The organism is Roseateles sp. NT4 (assembly GCF_051857475.1).
Classification (GTDB): Bacteria; Pseudomonadota; Gammaproteobacteria; order Burkholderiales; family Burkholderiaceae_C; genus Pelomonas.
Genome location: NZ_JBPZGZ010000004.1, coordinates 263,975 through 286,048 on the forward strand (window position 1 = coordinate 263,975; position 22,074 = coordinate 286,048).

The window sequence follows — 22,074 nt, forward strand, 5'->3', positions numbered from 1 at the left end:
TGATCTCCGAACGCTTGATCGATCTTCATGAAGGCTGGCAACTGGCCGAGGCGCCGTTGGGCGCCGATGCACGCGCGCTGACAGCGCTGCCGGCCGAGGCCTGGCTGCCCGCAGTCGTGCCGGGCACGGCCCATGGCGCGCTGCTGGCCGCAGGCCGCATTCCCGATCCCTTCTACGGCATGAACGAGGCGGCGGTGCGCTGGGTCGCCGAACGCCGCTGGGCCTGGCGCCTCGCCTTCGAGGTCGGCGAGCTGTCCGACCACGAGGATCTGGCCTTTGAGGGCCTGGACACCTACTGCACGGTCTGGCTCAACGGCGAGCGGCTGCTTGAATCCGACAACATGTTCGTGCCGCGCCGTGTCGATGTGCGCCGTTGCCTGCAGCCCGGCCGCAATGAGTTGCTGCTGTGCTTCGAGCCGCCGCTGGCCAGCGCCCGCGAAGTGGAAGCGGTGCACGGCAAGCGCCAACTGTGGAACGGCGACAGTGCCCGTCTGCATGCGCGCAAGGCCCAGTACCACTTCGGCTGGGACTGGGGCCCGGAGCTCATCGTCAGCGGCCCCTGGCGGGCGGTGCGCCGGCACAGCTGGTCGGCGCGTGTCGATGATCTGCATTGCCGCAGCGAGGTGGACGTCGCGGCCGGGCGCGCGACCCTGCACGTGACGGCGCGGGCCATCGGCGGCACCGGCCTGCGCTGCGCCTTCGAACTGCTGGATGCTGACGGCCACAGCGTCGCCAGCCAGCTGGTGCCGGCAGACGCGGCGCGCGCGACGCTGAATATCAGCGAAGCCCAGCTGTGGTGGCCGCGCGGCCTGGGCGGGCAGCCGCTGTACACGCTGGTCGCGCGACTGATGGACGGTGAGCGCATCGTGGCGCAGGACAGCCGCCGCACGGGTCTGCGCACGCTGCGCCTGGTGCAGGCGCCCATCGAAGGCGAGGCCGGCAGCAGCTTCCATTTCGAGGTCAATGGCCAGGCCTTCTTTGCCGGCGGCGCGAACTGGATTCCCGACGACAACCTGCTGGAGCGCATCACGCCGGCGCGCTACCGCGAGCGTGTGGCCCAGGCCGCCGACGCGAACATGAACATGCTGCGCGTCTGGGGCGGCGGCATCTACGAACACGAGGCCTTCTACGAGGCCTGCGACGAACTGGGACTGCTGGTCTGGCAGGACTTCATGTTCGCCTGCGGCCTCTACCCAGCCAACGAGGACTACCTCGCCAGCGTGCGAGCCGAAGCCGAAGCGGCCGTGACGCGGCTGCGCCACCACGCCTGTCTGGCCCTCTGGTGCGGCAACAACGAGGACTACATGCTGGCCGAGTCCGTCGGCCTGGCCGGTCCCGGCGTGCCCGCCGATCGTTTCGAGGCGCGTGCCATCTACGAAGGCCTGCTGCCTGCGGTCTGCGAGGCGTTGGACCCAGACACGACCTACTGGCCGGGCAGTCCCTTCACACCCGGTGATGGCGCCAGGTCGTCGGACGCGACGGTGGGCGACCGCCACAGCTGGGAGGTCTGGCACCAGCAGATGCTGCCCTACCAGCGCTACGGCGATGTGCAGGCCCGCTTCGTCAGCGAGTTCGGCATGCAGTCGCACCCCTCGCTGGCCCTGCTGGAATCGGTGCTGCCCGAGGCCGAGCGCTTTCCCGGCAGCCGCACGCTGCAGTGGCACAACAAGGCCGGCTCGGCGGCAGGCCCGGACGGCCATCGGCGCCTGGCGGTCTATCTGGCCGACAACGTGCGCGTGGGGCCGACGCTGGCCGCGCATGTCTATGCGACCCAGTTCGTGCAGGCCGAGGCCATGCGCGTGGCCTACCAGGACTTCCGCCGCCGCTGGCAGAGGCCGGGCGCGCGCGCCGTAGGGGGCGCGCTGGTGTGGCAACTCAACGACTGTTGGCCGGTGACGAGTTGGGCCCTCATCGACGCTTCGGGCAGTGCCAAGCCGGCCTGGCATGCGGTGCGCCGCGCCCTGGCACCGCTTGCAGTCGCCGTGAGGTTGGAAGACGGGCAGGTGCGCCTGGCGGTCACGAACGGGCGGGCCGAGGCCTGCGAGCTGACGCTGCAACTGCGCGTGTTCACGATGGATGGCAGGCAGTTGGTCAGCGAGCGCATCTTGCAAGCGGTTCCAGCCTCGACCAGCGTCGAGACGACCCAGGCCGTGCCGCGAACCGACGAACCCGTCGTCGCCGAGCTGTGTGCTCTGGATGCGGACGGGCTGGAGCTGGCGCGCGATTGCGCCTGGACCGAGCCCTTCAGGTTCTACAGCCTGGCCGGTGCGCGTCTCGTCATCGAGGCCGAGGGCCAGGCCTTGCGCCTGAGCTGCGACCGTCCCGTCAAAGGCCTGTGGCTGCAGCAGGCCGGCCTGGATCTGGAGGACAACTTCATCGACCTCGTGCCGGGCAGCGAGCGTCGGATTGTTTCAAGGATAGCGCTACCAAGTGAATTGGAAGCGCTTGCACTCGAGCTGCCGTCGCGCCGGGTCAGCCTGCGGGGAAAGGGAGGGTGAGTGCCGATTCCATGCGTATATCCCCTATCCCCACTAGCCCCAATGCTGGGGCGATTGAATAGTTGTTAGCGTTACCAAATACCTGCGGCACAAGACCAGCAGGACCGGCATGAAGCCTTGCAAAGGGCCGAGTGTTTCCACCAAAGAGGAGCAAAGAGAATGAGACAGTTCAAGAGGACAACGTTGTCCCTGGCCGCCGCGCAAGCGCTGGTCTGGGCGGCGACGCCGGCCCTGGCGCAGAACACGCCAGCCCCGGCAGCGGCAGCGACACCCGCGGCCGACAAGGCCCCGCAGGCGCTGGAGACCGTGGTCGTTTCGGGGCGTCGGGCCGCCCTGGCCACCGCTCAGAAGCTCAAGCAGGATTCGGACGAGATCGTCGATTCGGTGGTGGCCGACGAAATCGGCAAGCTGCCTGATCGCTCGGTGTCCGAGGTGCTGCAGCGCATCGTCGGCGCCACCATGTCGCGCGTGGCCGCCTCCAACGATCCGGTGCACTTCTCGGTCGAAGGTTCGGGCGTCAACATCCGCGGCCTGACCTACGTCAGCTCGACGCTGAACGGCCGCGAGACCTTCAGCGCCAACCAGGGCCGCACGCTCGGCTTCGAGGACGTGCCGCCCGAGTTGATGGCCGGCGTCGACGTCTACAAGAACCCTTCGGCGGAGCAGATCGAAGGCGCCATCGGCGGCCTCGTGAACCTGCGCACGGCCCTGCCTTTCGACTTCCCCGGCTTCAAGGGCTCGATCTCGGTCGACGTCTCGCGCAACAGCCTGGCCAAGAAGAACAAGCCCAGCGTCTCGGGCCTGCTGTCCAACACCTGGAACACCGACGCCGGCAAGTTCGGCGCGCTGATCGACCTGGCGCATTCGCTCAGCTCCAACCGCACCGACGGCCTGGTGCTGGACCCCTTCTACAAGGCTTCGCCGACCGAGACGCACTGGTACTCGCGCGACATGTCGTGGAAGCAGCAGTTCTACGACCGCACGCGTGACGGCATCTACGGTGCGCTGCAGTGGAAGAAGGACGACCTCGAGTCATCGCTGACCTTCTTCCGCTCCAAGTTCCAGTTCAACTGGAACGAGAACAACGTCAGCGCCCAGGTCGACCCCTACAACGTGACCGTGCTGAACGGCCAGTACGACGCCAACGGCGTGATGACCAAGGGCACGCTGACCGGCAAGGCGCTGGGCAATGGCGCCTACGACGGGCTGGAGGTTGAGAACCAGACGCGCTACTCCAAGCGCAATTCGCAGACGGACGAGCTGGCCTGGAAGATCGCTGGCCGCGTCAACGACCAGCTGACGCTGACGTCGGACTTCCAGTACATCCGCTCCAAGACCAACAACTTCGACTCGACGGTGGGCACCGCCGTGTCCCTGCCCAAGGAGACGGTGGACTACACCGGATCCATGCCGAAGCTGGTGTTCGACGCCGCCGACATGGCCATCCTCAACGACCCCAGCAAGTACTACTGGGCCATGATGATGGACCACCTGGACAAGGGCAAGGGCACGCAGAAGGCCTGGAAGGGCGATGCACGCTGGGTCTTCCACGACAGCAAGATCCTCAACGACCTGCGCTTCGGCGTGCGCATCGCCAAGCGCGATGCCGAGACCATCAACAGCAACCCGAGCTACAACTGGGCGACCATCACCCATGCGTGGCAGCTGGGCTGGAACATCGGCGACCTGGCCTACATCACCAAGGCGCCCGACATCCCGGTCTACAAGAACACCTATGGCGACTTCATGGGTGGCGGCAAGGCCAACCTGCCGGCGCTGTACTTCCCGGCTGCCTCGGTCGCCTTCGACTGGCCCAACAGCTACAACAAGCTGCACCAGCTCTACCTGAACGAATGCCAGGCCTTCCAGCCCGGTTGGGATGGCGCCGGCTGCCCGCAGCAGGCCAACAGCATCCAGGGCGGCGGCGCATGGCATCCCACCTCCTTCGGCACGGATCCTGCCGGCCGCAACACCCAGGCCGAGACGACGACGGCAGGCTATGCCCAGCTGCGCTTCTCCTTCGAGGACGTCGGCGCGCCCATCGACGGCAATGTCGGTCTGCGTGTCGTCCATACCAAGAACAGTGCCGACGGCTACACCATCCTGACCACCCAGGCCCCCCCGCCCGGCGCGGTGGGCCTGGCCGTGCCGCAGCTGACGCCCTTCGCCAAGGAGCAGAACTTCAGCCAGAGCTTCACGGACTATCTGCCCAGCCTGAATCTGAGGTTCAAGGCCGCGCCCGACCTGCAGTTCCGCTTCGCCGCGTCCAAGGCCCTGGCTCGCCCGCAGTTCAACCAGATGCAGGGCTATCTGTCGATGTCGCAGACCATCGAAGTGGACGCGACCGTCACGCCGCCCAACGTCAAGAAGATCAACCTGACCGGCACGGCCAGCGGCAACCCTGAACTCAAGCCCATCCGCTCAGACCAGGAGGACCTGACGGCCGAGTGGTACTTCGCCAAGAACGGCTCGGTCACGGTGGCGGCCTTCAACAAGAACCTGAAGGACATCATCGTCAACCAGGCCTTCAACCGCACCGTCACCGACACCAGCGGCAAGCCGGTCAACTTCGTGCTGAACGGGCCGGTCAACGGCGCCAAGGGCTATGCGCGCGGCATGGAGTTCGCCTATCAGCAGTATTTCGAGGGGCTGCCTTCACTGCTGCAGGGCTTGGGGCTGCAGGCCAACTACACCTATGTGGACAGCAAGGTGAAGCGCTACAACGCCGTGTACACGGGCTATTGCTCGCCGGGCGCCGGCCAGGACAACCTGAACCTGTACATCAACGGCTGCGACACCGACGGCCGCTCCTTCGGTGACATGCCGCTGGACAACCTGTCGAAGAACACCTTCAACATCGCGCTGCTCTACGACCGTGGACCGATCTCCGCCCGCCTGGCCTACAACTGGCGCGGCAAATATCTGTACGGCGTGGCGCTGAACTCCGACAACACCGGTCCCAACCAGACCAATGCGCTGGACACCAACCCGGCCAGCGCCACTTACGGCCAGCACAACCTGCCGGTGGGCCTGCCGCTGTGGGCCGACAGCTATGGCCAGCTGGATGCTGGTTTGCATGTGAAGTTCGGCAACGACCTGTCGGTGGGCCTAGATGCCACCAACCTGACCAACAAGACCTACAAGCAGATCATGCAGCAGCACATCGGCATGATCGGCCACAACTACTTCACGTCGGGTCGCGGCTACCGGGTGAGCGCGCAATACAGCTTCTGAGGGTGAAGCCATGGGGCCGGGGTGACGTGGCTCCAACCGAAAAAAGGGCACCGCAAGCGGTGCCCTTTGTGTTGTCGCTCAGCGCGGCCTCTAGGGGGATACGGATGGCCCGCCGAAGCCTAGACTGCGCCGTCGGTGAGCTTGCCGTCAGTAGAAGCCAAAGGCCTTGCATGACCGAGATCACCCGAATCCCTTCACTGTTTGCCCTGGCCGCTGGCTGCGCGGCCTTGGTGGCCGGCGGTGCGGCCCACGCCACCGCGCAAATTGGCGGCGTCATCAGCACCTCGTTTGCCGAGGCCTTCGGTGCCTGCAACAAGTCTTCGCTAACCCCCCAGAACACCTTTCAGGACAGCTTTGCGCTGAACGTGACGGCGCCATGCGCGGCGGGCTCGGCTGGCGGCGACCTGAAGGGCTCGGCGGCCTCGGATTCCATTGGCCTGAAGGTCTATGCCACCGGCACTGGCGCCGTTGCCGCGCAAGTGGCGCTGTTCGACAACTGGGTGCTCACGCCACCGGCTGGCACGCTGGCAGGCAATTACCTCATCCCCGTGCATCTGCATATCGACGGTACGGTCTCCGCCGGTGCGACCACGCAACGGCCGGCCTTCCTCGACTATGGGCTGACACTGCGAGACATCTATGGCAGCAATCTTCCGCCGGCCATCTTCACCGCCTATGGCAGCGTCACGGCCACCGGCGCTTACTCGAAAACCTTCGACAGCTTTTTGAGCGTTCGCTACTACGGACCTGGGGGCGGCTTGCAGACCACGGTCGAGACCACGATGCAGATGACGGTCGGCGAGCTCGAGAACGGTACGGTCAACTTCTACAACACCGCCTTTGCTTCGCTCGACCTGCCGGCCGGCTGGACGGCGGTGACTTCGTCGGGCCTGCCGGTGGTGGCAGTGCCGGAGCCAGGCACTGCCACGCTGATGTTGTGCGGCCTGGCTGCAGTGGTCGCGCGCCGTGTGCGCTCGAAAAGCTTCCCTGCCCGAGCCTAGAGCGGTGCGGCCTGGTGGTGGTGGCGGATGAACTCGGCCAGCCCGGCATCACGGCCACGCTGGCGGCGTCGTGCGGCCTCCAGCAAGCTTGACGATTCGTGACATCAGCATGCACCGCGCGGAAAACCGCGAGTCGTGGCTTGACGCGCCGATGATTGCTGTTAGCTTTGCGCTCTTGTCGAGCTGCCATGCAAGAAAAACCTGTCATTTCCGACGAGCCGAGAGAGCCCAGGGTGAGCCACATCGCCTGCACGACCGACGACTTCGACCCTGGGAGGTTCAGACCCCACGGCCGGGTTGAATACGAGCAGCAGGGGCGGGTTCTCTGGTGCACGGCCACGGGGCCTTTCAATGCGGAGCTGGTCGAGGCTTTGAAGAATCTGGCCACCTCCACCTTTCCAGCCATGGCGGCGAACGGCCCTTGGGCGAGCATCTGCACCTTCAGGCATAGCGCTCTGTGTTCACCCGAGGTGCTGGCCGAGTTCACGGGCCTGATCAGGCAACTGGCTGCCATGAACCTCGCGCCGACGGCAAACGCCTTCATCCTGAAGCCTGACATCGATGGCGCCACGCTGATGCGGCCGTTGTATGAGAAATGCTTCAGGGATGGCGGCGTTCGCTACGAGGCTTTCACGACGGCCGAACAGGCCGCTCAGTGGGCCGCATCAGTGATCGGGCCGCTGGGCTGCGGCGATCAGCCTGATGGGCTAGACGCTGCCGGGCAATAGCGCCGCACGAACTCCGCGTGCTCCGGCATCACGGCCACGCAGGCCGCAATCGTGTCGGACACGCCTTTGAAGTAGGCCGCCGTCTCCTCGACGCCCTGCAACTCGGCCAGGGCCAGCCAGCCCTTGGGCCGCAGGTTCTGGCCTTCCATCACCTCCAGCCAGCTCGGCTCGCGGAAGAGGTCACCGTTGACATTGGCGAGGCGCCCGCTGGCGGCATAGAGGTCCATGCGCCAACGCAGAGCTTCGGGAATGGACATGGCTGCGCAGTCCTTCCAGAACTCGCTGTCGTCACGCTGGTTGAGGTGGTAGTGCAGCACGATGAAGTCACGCACATGCTCGTAGCGCTCGCGGCTCTGGCGGTTGTATTCGGCGATCTCCACGGCGTCGAAGCCGCTGTGAGGGAAGGCCTCGATGAGCTTGGCGACGCCCATCTGGACCAGGTGCAGGGCCGTCGACTCCAGCGGTTCGACGAAGCCTGCCGACATGCCGATGGCGACGACATTGCGCCGCCAGGCTTCGCTGCGCATGCCGGTGCGGAATTTGATGAGGCGCGGGTCGGCCAGGGGCTTGCCATCGAGGTGCTGGAGCAGCGTGCCGGCCGCCTCGTCGTCGCTGACGTGCGCACTCGAATACACATGGCCGTTGCCGACGCGATGCTGCAGCGGGATGCGCCACTGCCAGCCGGCCCGGTGCGCGGTGGCGCGCGTGTAGGGCAAGAGCGGCGCCGTGCTTTCGCTGGGCACGGCCACGGCGCGGTCGCAGGGCAGCCAGTGGCCCCAGTCTTCATAGCCCGTGCCGAGAGCCTTGTCGATCAACAGGCCGTAGAAGCCCGAGCAGTCGAGGAAGAGGTCGCCTTCGATGAGCTCGCCGCTTTCCATCTGCACGGCACGCACATGGCCTGCGGTGGGACCGGGCTCTTCGTTGAGCAGCGCGCGCACCACCTTGCCCTCGGTGCGTCGTACGCCGCGAGCCTCGCTGATGGCGCGCAGGTGTTTGGCATAGAGACCGGCGTCGAAGTGATAGGCATAGCCCAGGGCTTCCAGCGGCGAGCCCTTCATGTCGGGTCGTGGCAGCATGAAGCGGTTGGCCTGGGCTGCCATGTTGGAGATGACGTAGGCATCCAGTGGCAGGGCGCGGCCAAGAGCCCGCAGGCGCAACCAGTATTGCGAGAAGTCCACCGGCCACAGCGCCTCGCGGCCGACGCCGCCGAAGCCGTGGAAATAGCGCTCGCCTTGCCGGCCCCAGTTGACGAACTCGATGCCGAGCTTGAAGGTACCTTGCGTGGCCTTCAGGAACTCGGCCTCGTCGATACGGGCCAGGCCGTTGAACATGCGGATGGGCGGGATGGTGGCCTCGCCGACGCCGATGATGCCGATCTCGTCGGACTCGACGAGCCGGATCTCGTAAGGGGCTTTCAGCACCGCGCCCAACGCTGCCGCCGACATCCAGCCCGCAGCGCCGCCACCGACGATCACCACCCGCCGCAGCGGCTTGTTCATGGTCTCCATCACGCCAGTCTCTCAGGATGTCGCGCGTTTCGGGCCGGGCGCCGGGCCGCTCCCTAGCCGGCCCGTATGGCGATGCTTGCCGGTTGATCCGGCAAGCATCGCCGTCCCCTCGGGGGACCGACTGGGGGTGCCCGCGTTCAGCGGGGTGCGACCGGGCGAGGGGCTCAAGTTTCTGCCGTGGCGCGTTCGCGCAGGAAGTCGGCGTAGGCCAGGGCGCTGCGCTTCAGGGTGCGCTGCTGGGTCTGGAAGTCCACATGCACGAGACCGAAGCGGCGCTCGTAGCCGAAAGCCCATTCGAAGTTGTCCATCAGCGACCAGATGAAATAGCCGCGCACGTCGACGCCGTTGTCTATGGCACGCGAGCAGGCCGCGAAATGACGCTTGATGTAGGACTGGCGCTGCAGGTCGTCGACCTCGCCGGCCGCGTTGACCGAGTCGTGGCTCGACATGCCGTTTTCGGTGATGTAGAGCGGCGGCAGGTTGGCGTAGTCGCGCTTGAAAGCCTCGAAGAGATCCTGCAGGCCTTGCGGGTAGACCTCCCAGTCCATGGTTGTGCGCTCGACTTCCGCGTGGCGCACCCAGTCGACAGTGTCGGAGCCCTTGGAGCGCAGCACGGCACGGCTGTAGTAGTTGATGCCGAGGTAGTCGATGGGGCGCTGGATGATGTCCATGTCGCCCGGCAGCACCAGCGGCTCGCAGCCCTTCCAGTAGCGCCACAGGTCGGCCGGGTACTCGCCCTTGAGCAGCGGGTCCAGCACCCAGCGGTTCTGGAAGGTCTCGAAGAGATGCGCCGCGTCGCGGTCCTCGGCCGTGTCGCTGTCGGCATAGCCGGGCGCGCAGTTGGCGACGATGCCGTGCAGGGCTTGCGGCGCATTGGCGCGCAAGGCCGGCAGGGCCAGGCCGTGGCCCAGCAGCAGATGGTGCATGGCCTGGGCGGCCCAGCGCGTGGAGACCTTGCCGGGCGCGTGGTGGCCGTCGCCATAGCCGAGATAGGCCGAGCACCAGGGCTCGTTGTGCGTCGTCCAGGCCGCCACGTCACCGTGGCCGGCCAGCTGGCGGCTCAACAGGTCGGCGTAGTCGGCGAAGCGGTAGGCGGTCTCGCGGTTCAGCCAGCCGCCCTTGTCTTCGAGGTGCTGGGGCAGGTCCCAGTGATACAGCGTCACGAAGGCGCGGATGCCGCGCTCGCCCAGGCCGTCGAGCAGGCGCTTGTAGAAGTCGATGCCTTTGCCGTTGGGCTGGCCGGCCAGGTCCATCACGCGCGGCCAGGCGATGGAGAAGCGGTAAGCGTCGACGCCCAGGCGCTTCAGGATGTCCAGGTCTTCGTCGAGGCGGTGGTAGTGGTCGCAAGCCACGGCGCCGTTCTCGCCGCGCAGCACCTTGCCGGGCGTCGCGCAGAAGCGATCCCAGATCGACTCGAGCCGGCCGTCTTCATGGGCCGCGCCTTCGATCTGGTAGGACGAGGTGCCGCAGCCGAAGACGAAGTCGCGCTGGTTCATCTTCGAGCCGGCAGGTGGCGCGACGAGGTCGGCGAGGGAGGTGGGGGGCGGGGTCAGGTCCATGGGGTGCGATCAGGCGGAAGTCGGCAGCGCATGCAGGGCGGTGCGCCAGGGTTGCAGGGCGTTGGGGTCGGCGGGCAAGGGTCCGCGCACGCCGCAGATGAAGGAGGCATAGCGGTTGGCCAGGGCCAGGGTGGCGGGCAGGTCGCGCTGCAGGGACAGTCCAGCCAGCAGCAGGGCCGTGAAGGCATCGCCGGCGCCCACGGTGTCCATCATGCGCGGCTGGATGACGCCGGCACCCTGGGCCAGCATCACGCCGCCCGGCGCGTAGAAGCGCCAGCCGCTGGCGCCGCAGGTCAGCACCAGGCGCTGCAGGCCAAAGCGCGCCATCAGCGCGCTGGCGCGGCCGGCTTCGTCGGGAGCGGCGCAGTCGAACCAGCCGGCCAGTTGCGCCAGTTCCTCGTCGTTGACCTTGACCCAGCCGGCCAACATCAGCGACTCGGCGGCCAGCAGCCGTGTCTGCTCGCCGGGGCGCAGGTTGAGATCGAGGAAGCGCGTGCCGGCAAAGGGCTTGATCAGGGCGCGCAGCGCGGCGCGTGATGCAGGCCCGCGTTGGGCGAGGCTGCCGAAATACATCCAGGCCGGCGCCGCTTGCGTGAGGTGGGGGAGGGTGGCCTCAGCGTCGATGTGGTCCCAGGCGGCATCGCCGTGGATTTCAAAGCGGTGACCGCCGGAGCCCTCGTGCACGCTGACGCGACCGGTGGCGTGCTGCAGGTCGCGCTGGATGCTGGCGCTGTCCAGGCCGTAGCGGTGCGCGCTGTCGAGCACGAGCCGGCCGTTGGCGTCGTCCGCAGCGATGCGGCTGATGAAGAGGGTCGGCGCCCCCAGCGCGGCCAGCGAGCGCGCCACGTTGAAGGGCGCGCCGCCCGCGACGGAGCCGTCATGGAATTCGTCGACCAGGGCTTCACCGAGGACGGCAACGGAAGAGGCAGGCATGCGAAATATTCTAGGCAACAAGAAATGTTTAGTGAACAATTCAAGCCCTAGGTTTTGCCCAGGGGCCGCGCCTTCCTGGGGCGCGATGACACAATCGCGCCGATGCAGGGTGCTAAACAACAGCGGGAGCGCGGGCAATGGCCGACAAGGGAGTGACGATTCGCGAATTGGCCGAAGCCGCGGGCGTGTCCATCGGGACGGTGTCGCGCGCGCTGAAGGGGCAGCCGGGGTTGTCGGAGCAGACCCGCGCTCAGGTGCTCGGTGTGGCCCAGCAACTGGGCTACGACACCGCCAAGCTGCGCACCGGCAAGCCACGTCGCATGCTTTTCCTGTACAGCCGCAGCATCGGCTCGCTGGCCAACAACCCTTTCTATTCCTATGTCCTGCACGGCGCCGAGACGGCCTGCCGCGAGGCCGGCGTGCCGCTGAGCATCATGTCGGTGCTGGCGGGCGACGACGTGGCCGGCCAGGTGCGCCGCCATGAGGCCGATGCGCTGCTGGGTGCCGGCTATTTCGATCCCGAGGCCATGGAGGCCATCCGCCGCTGTGAGCTGCCGCTGGTGCTGGTGGACCACTTCTATCCGGGCGTGCGCTGCGTCAACGACGACAACCAGCTCGGCGCCTGGCTGGCCACCCAGCACCTGCTGGAAGGCCAGTCCCAGCGCATCGCCGCCATCTTCGGGCCGCTGGCCCATTACTCGACGTCGCTGCGCGCCAAGGGCTTTCGCCGCGCGCTGTTCGAGGCAGGCCGCCTGTTCGACCCTGACTACGAAGTCACGCTGGACCCGGCGCTGGAATACCGCGACGCCGGCCGCGACGCGATGACGCGCCTGCTGGCCCTGCCCCAGCCGCCGGACGCCGTCTTTGCCTACAACGACTCGACGGCCATCTTCGCCATCGAAGTCTGTCTGGAGCACGGCCTGCGCGTGCCCGAGGACATCCGCTTCATCGGCTACGACGACATCGAGGCTGCGTCGCGCAACAAGCCGCCGCTGTCCACCGTGAAGATGGACAAGGAGGCGCTCGGCAATGTCGCGGCGCGTGCCCTCATCGAGGGCGATATCGCGCCCAATGACGCCTCGCTGCCGGTGGAGTTGGTGGTGCGCGAGAGCTCCATGGTCGCGGCGCCGGCCCAGGCCGAGCCCGCGCCGAAAAAGGCCAAGCGCAAGACCGCTGTCGCCTAGGTAGTAGCACCGCCTTTCATTCGTTCGATCGGCGAACGAAAATCAAACTGTTTACTAAAAAATAGCCGCGTGACGAGCGCAGGCGAAGGAGACAGTCTTGATCGCCGATCCCGAAGGGGCTGCCATGCCGCCTCCGTTGCAGCGTCCTGCCATGCCGGCGTCGCCGGCCGCAACGGTCTCGTCCGACCGCGTGCCCCTGCCGCAGAAGATCGGCTTTGGCCTGGGCTCCTTCCTCGACATGTGGGGCCACTGGCTCTACCAGTCGCTGGCCTTCCACGTCTTCAATGTCTTCCTCGGTGTCGCGCCGGGGCTGATCTCCACCGTCATCTTCCTGAAGATCGCCGTCGACGCCGTCTCCGACGCGCTGTTCGGCTGGATCTCCGACAACACCCGCACGCGCTGGGGGCGGCGCCGGCCCTTCATCCTCATCGGCGGCGTGCTGGCCGGCATCGGCCTGCCGCTGATGTTCGCCGTCGGCCGCGGCTGGAGCGACACCGAGTACTTCGTCTTCATGCTGGTCTCGACCTGCCTCTATGTGCCGGTGATGAGCTGCTTCAACATGCCCTGGAACAGCCTGGGCGCGGAGATGACGCCCGACTATCACGAGCGCACCCGCGTGATGTCGGTGAAGAACGCCATCCAGAAGCTGCCTGAGCTGGCGATGTTCGTTGCCGCCCAGTTCACGACGCTGGCCTTCTTCAACGATGCGTCAGGCAAGCCCGACATCCTGCTCGGCGCCCAGGTCTACACCAGCATCCTCGGCGCCATCATGGTGGTGGTGTCCGTCGCCATCTTCCTGCTGACGCGCGAGCGTTATTACGCCAAGGTCGTCGCCCAGGCCCAGCAGCGCGTGCCCTTCAAGGACACCCTCTACCGCACGCTGAAGAATCGGCCCTTCCGCCAGATGCTGGGCACCATGCTGGCCTACAACATGGCCACGTCCATGGTGGGCCTGCTGGGCTATTACGCGACGGTCTACTACGTCTGCGGCGGCAACGTCGTGGAAGCCACCAAGTGGAACTCCCTGATGGGCATGGCCGGCCTGGTCTGCGGCCTGGTGGGCATCGTTTTCGCCGGCTGGGTGGCGAGGCACTGGGGCAAGCGCAACGCGCTGTTGACGGTGCTGGTGCTGGGCATCGTCGCCTTCATCGGCGACTGGTTCTTCTACAACCCGCAGCTGCCCTGGCTGCAGCTCTTCGCCAGCGGTGGCGTGGCCTTCGTCGGCGCCGGCTTCTGGACCATCTACGGCTCGGCGCTGGCAGACATCATCGACCATGACGAACTCTCCAGCGGCCAGCGCCGCGAAGGCTCGTTCGCGGCCTGCCAGTCATGGATTTCCAAGGTCGGCCTGGCCCTGGGCAACGGCGCCTCGGGCTGGGTGCTGATGTTCACGGGCTTCGACGCCAAGCTGCCGGTGCAGGGCGAGGACGCGCTGCTGCTGATCCGCATCTTCCTGTCGGGCATCCCCATCTGCGGCCTGCTCGTCGCCCTCTACGTCGTGTCGCGCTACTTCCTGACGGAGCAGCGCATGCACGAGATCCGCGCCGAGCTGGAAGCGCGTCGCGGCACGGTCTGACTGGAGTTCTCATGCATTCAATCTGGCTGCAGCGTGCGCTGCTGGCAGCTTTCGCCTGCCTGTCCGTGGCTGCTCATGCCGCCCCACACGAGACGCTCAAGCTCGACGCCCCCAAGCCCAATCTGGCGCCCACGCCGCCGATGGGCTGGAACTCCTGGAACAAGTTTGCCTGCAATGTGTCGGAGCAATTGATCCGCCAGCAGGCCGACGCCATGGTGGCCTCGGGCATGAAGGCGGCCGGCTACAGCTATCTCGTCATCGACGACTGCTGGCAGAAGAGCCGCGACGCCGACGGCAATATCCAGCCCGACCCCGATCGTTTCCCGTCGGGCATGAAGGCCCTGGCCGACTATGTGCACAGCAAGGGGCTGAAGTTCGGCCTGTACTCCGACGCCGGCGCGCTGACCTGCGGCGGCCGCCCCGGCAGCGCGGGCCATGAGTTCCAGGACGCGCGCCAGTACGCCAAGTGGGGTGTGGACTGGCTGAAGTACGACTGGTGCTACACCGGCCCGCGCAACCCCGAGGCGGCCTACACCATCATGGCCAAGGCCCTGCGCGAATCGGGCCGCGACATCGTGCTGTCCATCTGCGAATGGGGTTCGAGCCAGCCCGGCCGCTGGGCTCAGCCCATCGGCCATCTGTGGCGCACCACCGGCGACATCTGGGATGCCTGGAAGGGCAAGAAGGAGTGGTCGCACGGCTTGCTGGACATCATCGACATGAACGCCGAGCTGTGGACCGATGCCGCGCCCAATGGCTGGAATGACCCCGACATGCTGGAGGTCGGCAACGGCGGCATGGCGACGGCGGAGTACGAGAGCCATTTCTCCATCTGGGCCATGCTGGCCGCGCCGCTGATCGCGGGCAACGACATGGCCAAGATGGACGCGAACACCCAGCGCATCCTGACCAATGCCGACGTCATCCGGGTCGACCAGGACCCATTGGGCCGCCAGGGCCGGCGCATCTGGCGCCAGGGCGAACTGGAGGTCTGGGTGCGCACGCTGGCCGGTGGCGATCGCGCGGCGGTGCTGTTCAACCGTGGCGAGAAGCCGGCGGACATGAAGGTGACGTGGGATCAGTTGGACATGGCGCCAAAGCTCAAGGCCGAGGTGCATGACCTGTGGTCAGGCAAAAAGACCCGTGGCGTCGCCGGCGAGTTCGGCGGCCGCGTGCAGCCTCATGGCGTGCTGATGGTGCGCGTCACACCCTCGCCCTGAGCGTCTGCACCAGCAACCGCTGCAGGCTGTCCACCGCCTTGTTGCCCTTGGACGCCTGGCTGCGGTAGACCGCCACCTCCATGGGCTCCAGCGGCCCCAGGCCGTGCTCGGCGCCCAGCCGCTGCAGATGCGGCGGCGCGCTGCACTGCGTCAGCACGGCCACGGCGATGCCGCTTTCGACGGCGGCGATCTGCCCGGCCAGGTTGGAGCTGTTGTAGACGATCTTGTAGGGCCGACCTTGAAGCGCCAGGGCGTTGATGGCGCTGCGCCGGCCCAGGCTCGCGGCCTCGTAGACGGCGATGGGCAGCGGGTCACGGCGCCAGATCTCGAACTGCGGTGAGCCGACCCAGACCATGGGCTCGTGAAAGAGCAGGGTGCCGCGCCGCGCGTGGTCGCGCGAGACCAGGGCCAGGTCGAGGTCGCCGCGGGCCACGCGCGGGATCAGCGAGGTCGACTGTTCGCAGTCCAGCTGGATCTCGACGCCGCCATGCCGCGGCGCGAAGCGCTTGAGGGCCGGTGTCAGGTACTGGCTGGCGTAATCGTCGGGCACGCCCACGCGGATCAGCCCTGTGACCTCTTCCTCGCGCAGCGCGGACTGGGCCTCGGCCTGCAGGTCCAGCATGCGGCGCGCATAGCCGAGCAGGGTCTGACCCTCATGGGTGAGCTCGAGCTGCCGGGCGTCCCGCTTCAGCAGCCGGTGGCCGATGGCGGCCTCCAGCTTCTTCAGCTGCATGCTGACGGCCGACTGCGAGCGGTGGATCTCGGCGGCGGCGGCGGACAGCGAGCCGGCGTCGACCGTGGCGACAAAGCACTTCAGCCAGTCGATCTGCAGATCGCGCATGAATTCGAAAAGCGGATGGAGTGGCTTCGAATTATCCGCTTTCCGGATTTATTGACGGGCGGCACATTGGTTGCCATGAAGTACGCCACCCAGCCTGCCGCCACCGATTTCACCGCCGCCACGGGCCGCCCGCCCGCCATCACGGCCGGTCCGCTCGATGTCCGCGCCGGCGGCGTGATGCTGGTCCTGTGCTTTCTGTGGGGCCTGCAGCAGGTGTCGTTGAAGGCCGTGTCTGCACAGGCCAGCCCGATGCTGATGGTGGCGCTGCGCTCGGGCATCGCGCTGTTGCTGCTGGCCGGGCTGATGCGCTGGCGCGGCGAAGCGCTGGATCGCCGCCGCTGGGCAGCCGGGGCCGTGGCCGGTTCGCTGTTCGGCCTGGAGTTCCTGTTGGTGGCCCTGGCCCTGCAGCTGACCCAGGCCTCCCATGTCGTGGTCTTTCTCTACAGCTCGCCGCTGTTCACGGCCCTGGGACTGCACTGGCGGCTGCCGGCCGAGCGCCTGGAGCGTCGCCGCTGGGCAGGCATAGCCCTGGCCTTCGGCGGCATCGCCTTGGCTTTTCTGGACGGCGGCCAGGGCCGCGCTGGCTCGGCGCTGCTGGGCGACCTGCTGGCCCTGATGGCCGGCCTGGCCATGGGAGCGACCACGGTCACCATCCGCTGCACGCGGCTGGCCGCGGCGCCGGCGACCGAGACCTTGCTCTACCAGCTGCTGGGTGCCTTTTTGCTGCTGCTTCCCGGTGCCTGGTTGACGGGGCAGTGGCGTTTCGAGGCCACCGCGACCGTCTGGGCCCATCTCGGCTTCCAGAGCCTGGTTGTGTCCTTCGCCAGCTTCCTGACCTGGTTCTGGCTGCTGCGCCGCTACCTGGCCTCGCGCCTGGGCGCCTTCACCTTCCTGACGCCGCTGTTCGGCGTGCTGCTGGGTGTCTGGCTGCTGGGCGATGCGCTGGCGCCCGGCTTTGTTGCCGGCAGCCTGCTGGTGCTGGCTGGCATCGCCCTGGTCAGCAAGCCTTAGGCCGCCACTCGCTCGGCCACGAAGGCCTGGTAGGTGCGCAGCGGGCGGCCGAGCAGGTCCTCGAGCTTGCGGGCCGCGCCGGGCGCCGGGATCTGACCGAGCTGCTGGATGCGGCTCATCATCAGGCGCAGGTCGTAGGCCAGCCAGCCGGGGGCGTTCTGGGCCAGTTGCGCTTCGAAGGCCTGGACGTCATCGCCCGCATAGTGGATTTCGCGCTTCAGGGCCTGGGCCCAGACTGCCGCGGCCGTTTCGCCGGTGAAGACTTCGTTGCCCGCCACTTCCAGCGTCAGTCGGGGCAGGGGTTCGGGCGCACGGTCGCGGCGCAGCAGTTCGGCCACGGCGATCTCGGCGATGTCGCGCACGTCCACCATGGCGCAGCCCTTGGGACCGATGGGCATGGGGAAGACGCCGTAGCCCTCGATGACGGGTTGGATGGTGATGTCGTTCTGCATGAAGTAGGCCGGCCGCAGGATGGTGGCGGGCAGGTCCAGGCTTTCGATCATGCGTTCCACGGTGTGCTTGCCGGTGAAGTGGGGCACGTCGGTGTAGAGGTCGGCGTGGATGACGGAGAGATAGACGATGCGCTGGATGCCGGCCTCGCGGGCGACGTTGAGGGCCTGCAGGGATTGCGTGACTTCGTCGGCGGCCAGCGCGTTCAGCAGGAAGAGGGTGCGCACGCCGGCCATGGCCTGGCGCAGCGACTGGACGTTGCCGAGGTCGGCGACGACGCCGTTGACGCCGGCGGGCAGGGACTGGTTGCCAGCCTGGCGGACCATGGCGGTGACTTGGGCGCCTTGTTTGGCAAGGCCTTGGACGACGAGGGAGCCGACGGTGCCGGTGGCGCCGATGACGAGGATGCTCATGATGGACTTTCGTGGGGTTGAGGGAGGAGCCGGCGCTGCGTTGCTGCCTGGCGTGAACGAAAGATAGGTCGTTGCATCCAATAAACACAGACGCCAAAATCAAGACGATCTGTCTACGATGTGAAACACATGGACCTCAATGCCCTGGCCGACTTCAATCTGGTGGCCATCCATGGCGGCTTCGGTCGCGCCAGCCGGGCCAGCCGGCGTTCCAAGGCGACCTTGTCGAGGCGCGTCGCCGATCTCGAGGAGCAACTGGGCGTGCGCCTCATCGAGCGCGGTGCCAAGGGCCTGGAGCTGACGGAGGCGGGCCAGCGCCTGCTGAGCCGGACCGAAGGCCCCATGCACGAGGTGGCCGACGCCTTCACCTCGGCACGCGAGGCGACGGGCAAGGTCAGCGGTCGTCTGCGCGTGGCGGCACCCATCCTGTTCTCGCAGTTGGCCATGGGGCGCCTTGCGGCCGAGTTCCGGCAGCTCCATCCGGATGTCACGCTGGAGGTGGTGGCCGAGGACCGGGTGGTGGACCTGGTCGAAGAGCAGTTCGACGTGGCGATACGTCCGAATCCGCGCATGGACTCGGCCCTGGTGGGGCGCTGCTTTGCGAAGGACCGCCTGGTCGTCGTCGCTGCGCCGTCCATCGCGCGGCCTCAGCCGGGCCCCGCGGCCGCGCGGGTGGAGGCGGTTGTCAGCGCCTATCGCGACGGCGAGACCTGGTCCATCGACGGGGGCGCGCTGTTGATCGAGCCTGCTCCGGTGCTGAGGCTTTCATCCATGCTGATGCTCCGAGACGCCGCCCTGGCCGGGGCGGGCGTTGCCCTGGTGCCGCACTCCATCGTGTGGCGGCAGATCGCCAGCGGCGAGCTGGTGCAGTGGGGCGCCCTGCAGGCCAAGGAGGTGGAGCTGTGGGTGCTGCACACCTCGCGGCGCCTGGCCAGCCCCAAGGTCAAGGCCTTCGTGGATTTCATGGGCAGCCGCTACCCCGAGGGCAGCCTGGTGCTGACGGGCTAGGAAGCTCGAGCGGCGAGATCCCGCAGCGGCAAAAAAAAGGGGCCCCGAAGGGCCCCTTGGCTTGCGCTTGAGCGCTTAGAACGAGTAGGTGCCGCGCACGTAGTAGGTGCGGCCCGCTGCGTTGGCGTAGCGCGAATCCCAACCGCCGGACTGGAACAGGTCGCCCTGGTTGGTGAACGGCGGATCGCGGTCGAACAGGTTGCGAACGCCCAGCAGCAGAGACGCGCCCTTGATGGGCGACCAGCTGCCGTACAGGTCGGTCGTCGTGAAGGCCGAGACGTGGTTGGTCGGGGTGAAGTCCACATAGCCCGACTTGTAGTGCACGGCGGCGCCCAGAGCGAAGCTGCTGTAAGCCCAGTTCGCCGTCAGGTTGTGCTGCCACTTGAAGACCGGGCCGGCACCGGAGTAGACGCCGACGTTCTGCTTCCAGGGGCCCGTCTGGTAGTCCTGGTACTCGTACTTGTTGACGAAGGTGCTGTTCAGCGTGAAGTCGAACTGGCCGACGTTGGAGCGCAGGCGGTACTGGGCGCTCAGGTCCACACCGTTGGTGTTGGTGCCGCCCAGGTTCTGGTTCAGCTGCTCAACATAACCGCACTTCGGACCCGGGCAGTTGCTGGTGATGGACAGCAGGTTGCCAGGTTGCGCGAAGTGGAAGTACTGCTGGAACTGCTGGTATTCCTGGAACAGCGTCGACTGCGGCAGCACGGCGATGGCGTTCTTGATCTTGATCGCCCACAGGTCGATGCCCAGGCTCATATCGGCCATCGGCTCGAACACGGCACCCAGGGTGTAGTTCTTGGCCTTCTCGGGCTTCAGGAAGGCGTTGCCGCCGTTCTGGACCTGGAACTGGCCGTTGCAGTTCGCTTGCGATGCGCCGGGGATGGCGGTGCCGCCCGGGCAGTTGATCGGGTTGTTGAAGTTGCCGGCCGTGTTGGTGAACGACGTCGAGCTGTAGAGCTCGAACAGCGTCGGGGCGCGGAAACCGGTGGAGGCCGATCCGCGGAACAGCACTTCCTTGCTGGGCTGGAAGCGGAAGGAAATCTTGGGATTGGTGCTGTCGCCGAAGTCGCTGTACTTGTCGTAGCGCAGCGAGCCGGTCAACTCCAGGGCCTTGTTGATCGGCACGTTGAGTTCGCCGTACGCCGCATAGACCTTGCGCGTGCCCTTGGAGGTCGCATCCGGATCGACACCGGTGGAGGCCGAGACGAGCTGGGCGAAATCCTTGATCGGATGCGAGTCGAAGTCCTCGTGACGGTACTCACCACCCACGGCGATCGCTGCCGGTCGGCCAGCGCCGACCCAGTCACCCAGTTCGCGGCTGGCCGTGACCTTGAAGATGTTGACCTTGCCGACGGCGGTCTGCAGCTTGCCGTTCAGGGCAGCCTTTTCCAGCAGGGCGGTGCCTGCGGCGCTCTGCGCACCGAAGGGGTTGATGACGCCTTCGAGCAGGCCTTCACCGATCATGTCGCCGTCACCGTAGCCACCGGTCAGGTTCTGGTCGACGGTGTTCTTGTTGGCCGAGAACTTGACCGAGTAGTCCCAGTTCATGGCATTGCCGTCGGCCGACAGGACGATGCGGCTTTGCTTGTTCTCGTTCATCTGGGCGCGCGAGCCGTTGGGGAAGTCGCGCCAGAGGACGTAGACGAAGCCAGGCTGCACGGCCACCGGGTTGGCAAAGGCGGCAGAAGGGTTGAAGGGCTTCAGGCCGACCGAGCCGTCGTCGAAGGTCGGATCGACGTGAGCGGTCGGGAAGTAGGGGTTCTTCTGACCATTGGGCATGGTCGGGTTCATGTAGTAGCCGCCGTAGGGCACGGGGGCGATGCGCGTCGTGACCCGGTTGCGGGTCAGGAAGGCTTCGGCGCCCAGTTCCAGCGAGTCATTGACGCGCAGCGTGCCCTTGAGCATGCCGGAGGCGGTGTCCGACTTGGGAGCGAAGTCGACGAAGTTGGGCGTGACGATCTTGCACTGCGTGCCGCCGGCGACGGGGATCAGCGAGGTGCCAGCGCAACCCGGAGCGGCCGGGTTGTACAGCGTGCCGAAGTCCTGGGTGTAGTTGGCGGGGTCGGTGCTGTTGGACAGTCCGCCGACGATGCGCTTGTTGAAATCGCGCTGGTCACCGGCGATCGGGTCTTCCTTCTTCACGCTGAGGAAGGCCAGCACGTTGAAGTTCTGGGTGGCGAGGTCGCCGAAGCCGAAGCCGACATTGGCGCTCTTGGCGCGGCCGCCTGCGGCCTTGGGCCGGTCGTAGCCGAGCGTGACGGTGGCGCCGTTGTAGCTCTTCTTCGTGATGAAGTTGATCACGCCGCCGATGGCGTCCGTGCCGTACAGGGCCGAGGCACCGTCGCGCAGAACTTCGATGCGCTCGATGGCAGCGAAGGGGATCATGTTCAGGTCGGGAGCCGAGCCGTCGACCGCGTTGTTGGCGATGCGTTCGCCATTCAGCAGCACCAGGGTCTTGTCCGCGCCGATGCCACGCAGGTCGGCGAAGGAGGCGCCGCCGCTGCCGGAGCCGATGGACTGGGCCGCATTGGTCGATTGCTGCACGGCCGTCAGGCTGGACATGATCTGCTCGACCGACGTCACGCCGGAGTTGCGCAGGTCCTGCATCTTGATGACGGTGACGGGCACCGACGTCTCCGCGTCGATGCGCTTGATCGCAGAACCGGTGACGGTCACGCGCTCGATCTGTTGCGGCTCGGCCTGTTGGGCCCAAGCGCTGAGACCACCGACGGTCATCAGGACCGCGGCGGCGATTTTGGTTTGCTTATGCATCTCTGCTCCAGAAAAGAATGGCTAGCGGGTGTGCTGCCAAACGGCTCAGCCAAATAACAACGCGCCCGGTCGGGCGGTGGCTGGGGCAAATTTTCGGAGCGCGCGAAATTCAGCCTGGCTTGGGAAAACCCCTAGCCT

General features: G+C 66.7%; 15 protein-coding genes. 9 read left to right on the forward strand and 6 right to left on the reverse strand.

From position 1 onward, the window contains the following. The first annotated feature begins 14 nt into the window (after positions 1-14). The 4 genes from ACS5PN_RS24365 to ACS5PN_RS24380 all read left to right on the forward strand — a co-directional run bounded on the left by ACS5PN_RS24365 (position 15) and on the right by ACS5PN_RS24380 (position 7,461). Positions 15-2,498 carry a glycosyl hydrolase 2 galactose-binding domain-containing protein gene (locus tag ACS5PN_RS24365; protein ID WP_439466620.1) on the forward strand — a complete coding sequence of 828 codons (2,484 nt, stop codon included), beginning with the start codon at positions 15-17 and terminating at the stop codon, positions 2,496-2,498. Between the two features lie 159 nt (positions 2,499-2,657). Continuing rightward, on the forward strand, positions 2,658-5,732 hold the full coding sequence (locus ACS5PN_RS24370) for a TonB-dependent receptor (RefSeq protein ID WP_439466621.1): 3,075 nt from the start codon (positions 2,658-2,660) through the stop codon (positions 5,730-5,732). A 170-nt stretch (positions 5,733-5,902) separates the two neighbouring features. After that, positions 5,903-6,733, forward strand: coding sequence for a hypothetical protein (locus ACS5PN_RS24375; RefSeq protein WP_439466622.1), 831 nt, complete (start codon positions 5,903-5,905; stop codon positions 6,731-6,733). Positions 6,734-6,921: 188 nt separating this feature from the next. After that, complete coding sequence (locus tag ACS5PN_RS24380) at positions 6,922-7,461, forward strand: hypothetical protein (protein ID WP_439466623.1); 540 nt, start codon at positions 6,922-6,924, stop codon at positions 7,459-7,461. Here ACS5PN_RS24380 and ACS5PN_RS24385 read toward each other — a convergent pair. The 3 genes from ACS5PN_RS24385 to ACS5PN_RS24395 form a co-directional block, all read right to left on the reverse strand. Then, the gene (locus tag ACS5PN_RS24385) at positions 7,428-8,969 is read right to left on the reverse strand and encodes a tryptophan halogenase family protein (protein ID WP_439466624.1); all 1,542 of its coding nucleotides are present in this window, start codon (positions 8,967-8,969) and stop codon (positions 7,428-7,430) included. The two genes, ACS5PN_RS24380 and ACS5PN_RS24385, sit on opposite strands and share 34 nt — an antisense overlap. Before the next feature lie 164 nt (positions 8,970-9,133). Next, positions 9,134-10,528, reverse strand: coding sequence for a GH1 family beta-glucosidase (locus tag ACS5PN_RS24390; RefSeq protein ID WP_439466625.1), 1,395 nt, complete (start codon positions 10,526-10,528; stop codon positions 9,134-9,136). Between the two features lie 9 nt (positions 10,529-10,537). Continuing rightward, positions 10,538-11,461, reverse strand: a complete 924-nt coding sequence (locus ACS5PN_RS24395; protein WP_439466626.1) for a PfkB family carbohydrate kinase — start codon at positions 11,459-11,461, stop codon at positions 10,538-10,540. 137 nt (positions 11,462-11,598) lie between these two features. On the opposite strand from ACS5PN_RS24395, the gene ACS5PN_RS24400 reads away from it, so the two are divergent. The 3 genes from ACS5PN_RS24400 (at position 11,599) to ACS5PN_RS24410 (ending at position 15,441) form a co-directional block, all read left to right on the forward strand. Next, entirely contained in the window at positions 11,599-12,645 is a 1,047-nt protein-coding gene (locus ACS5PN_RS24400; protein WP_439466627.1) for a LacI family DNA-binding transcriptional regulator, read from the forward strand. 97 nt (positions 12,646-12,742) lie between these two features. Continuing rightward, positions 12,743-14,221, forward strand: a complete 1,479-nt coding sequence (locus ACS5PN_RS24405) for an MFS transporter (RefSeq protein WP_439466628.1) — start codon at positions 12,743-12,745, stop codon at positions 14,219-14,221. Between the two features lie 11 nt (positions 14,222-14,232). Beyond that, positions 14,233-15,441 carry a glycoside hydrolase family 27 protein gene (locus ACS5PN_RS24410; RefSeq protein WP_439466629.1) on the forward strand — a complete coding sequence of 403 codons (1,209 nt, stop codon included), beginning with the start codon at positions 14,233-14,235 and terminating at the stop codon, positions 15,439-15,441. Here the strand turns inward: ACS5PN_RS24410 and ACS5PN_RS24415 are convergent. Further along, positions 15,425-16,282: a LysR family transcriptional regulator gene (locus ACS5PN_RS24415; RefSeq protein WP_439466630.1), complete on the reverse strand. Its 858-nt coding sequence runs from the start codon at positions 16,280-16,282 to the stop codon at positions 15,425-15,427. The genes ACS5PN_RS24410 and ACS5PN_RS24415 overlap by 17 nt on opposite strands. Positions 16,283-16,459: 177 nt before the next feature. Here ACS5PN_RS24415 and ACS5PN_RS24420 point away from each other — a divergent pair, with 177 nt between their 5' ends. Further along, positions 16,460-17,293 carry a DMT family transporter gene (locus tag ACS5PN_RS24420; protein WP_439466923.1) on the forward strand — a complete coding sequence of 278 codons (834 nt, stop codon included), beginning with the start codon at positions 16,460-16,462 and terminating at the stop codon, positions 17,291-17,293. Here the strand turns inward: ACS5PN_RS24420 and ACS5PN_RS24425 are convergent. Continuing rightward, a complete protein-coding gene (locus ACS5PN_RS24425; RefSeq protein ID WP_439466631.1) occupies positions 17,290-18,156 on the reverse strand; it encodes an SDR family oxidoreductase in 867 nt (288 codons plus the stop codon). The genes ACS5PN_RS24420 and ACS5PN_RS24425 overlap by 4 nt on opposite strands. Before the next feature lie 129 nt (positions 18,157-18,285). Between ACS5PN_RS24425 and ACS5PN_RS24430 the strand changes: the two genes are divergently transcribed. Further along, positions 18,286-19,164 (forward strand): LysR family transcriptional regulator, encoded by an 879-nt coding sequence (locus ACS5PN_RS24430; protein WP_439466632.1) that lies wholly within the window; start codon positions 18,286-18,288, stop codon positions 19,162-19,164. Positions 19,165-19,239: 75 nt separating this feature from the next. On the opposite strand, the gene ACS5PN_RS24435 is transcribed toward ACS5PN_RS24430, so the two are convergent. After that, complete coding sequence (locus tag ACS5PN_RS24435; protein ID WP_439466633.1) at positions 19,240-21,936, reverse strand: TonB-dependent receptor; 2,697 nt, start codon at positions 21,934-21,936, stop codon at positions 19,240-19,242. Positions 21,937-22,074: the final 138 nt, after the last annotated feature.

Excerpts from the sequence above, each read along its gene's own strand:
- ACS5PN_RS24370 (WP_439466621.1), top strand. The coding sequence starts at position 2,658 with ATGAGACAGTTCAAGAGGACAACGTTGTCCCTGGCCGCCGCGCAAGCG.
- ACS5PN_RS24375 (WP_439466622.1), top strand. The coding sequence starts at position 5,903 with ATGACCGAGATCACCCGAATCCCTTCACTGTTTGCCCTGGCCGCTGGC.
- ACS5PN_RS24380 (WP_439466623.1), top strand. The coding sequence starts at position 6,922 with ATGCAAGAAAAACCTGTCATTTCCGACGAGCCGAGAGAGCCCAGGGTG.
- ACS5PN_RS24385 (WP_439466624.1), bottom strand. The coding sequence starts at position 8,969 with ATGGAGACCATGAACAAGCCGCTGCGGCGGGTGGTGATCGTCGGTGGC.
- ACS5PN_RS24390 (WP_439466625.1), bottom strand. The coding sequence starts at position 10,528 with ATGGACCTGACCCCGCCCCCCACCTCCCTCGCCGACCTCGTCGCGCCA.
- ACS5PN_RS24395 (WP_439466626.1), bottom strand. The coding sequence starts at position 11,461 with ATGCCTGCCTCTTCCGTTGCCGTCCTCGGTGAAGCCCTGGTCGACGAA.
- ACS5PN_RS24400 (WP_439466627.1), top strand. The coding sequence starts at position 11,599 with ATGGCCGACAAGGGAGTGACGATTCGCGAATTGGCCGAAGCCGCGGGC.
- ACS5PN_RS24410 (WP_439466629.1), top strand. The coding sequence starts at position 14,233 with ATGCATTCAATCTGGCTGCAGCGTGCGCTGCTGGCAGCTTTCGCCTGC.
- ACS5PN_RS24415 (WP_439466630.1), bottom strand. The coding sequence starts at position 16,282 with ATGCGCGATCTGCAGATCGACTGGCTGAAGTGCTTTGTCGCCACGGTC.
- ACS5PN_RS24420 (WP_439466923.1), top strand. The coding sequence starts at position 16,460 with ATGCTGGTCCTGTGCTTTCTGTGGGGCCTGCAGCAGGTGTCGTTGAAG.
- ACS5PN_RS24425 (WP_439466631.1), bottom strand. The coding sequence starts at position 18,156 with ATGAGCATCCTCGTCATCGGCGCCACCGGCACCGTCGGCTCCCTCGTC.
- ACS5PN_RS24430 (WP_439466632.1), top strand. The coding sequence starts at position 18,286 with ATGGACCTCAATGCCCTGGCCGACTTCAATCTGGTGGCCATCCATGGC.
- ACS5PN_RS24435 (WP_439466633.1), bottom strand. The coding sequence starts at position 21,936 with ATGCATAAGCAAACCAAAATCGCCGCCGCGGTCCTGATGACCGTCGGT.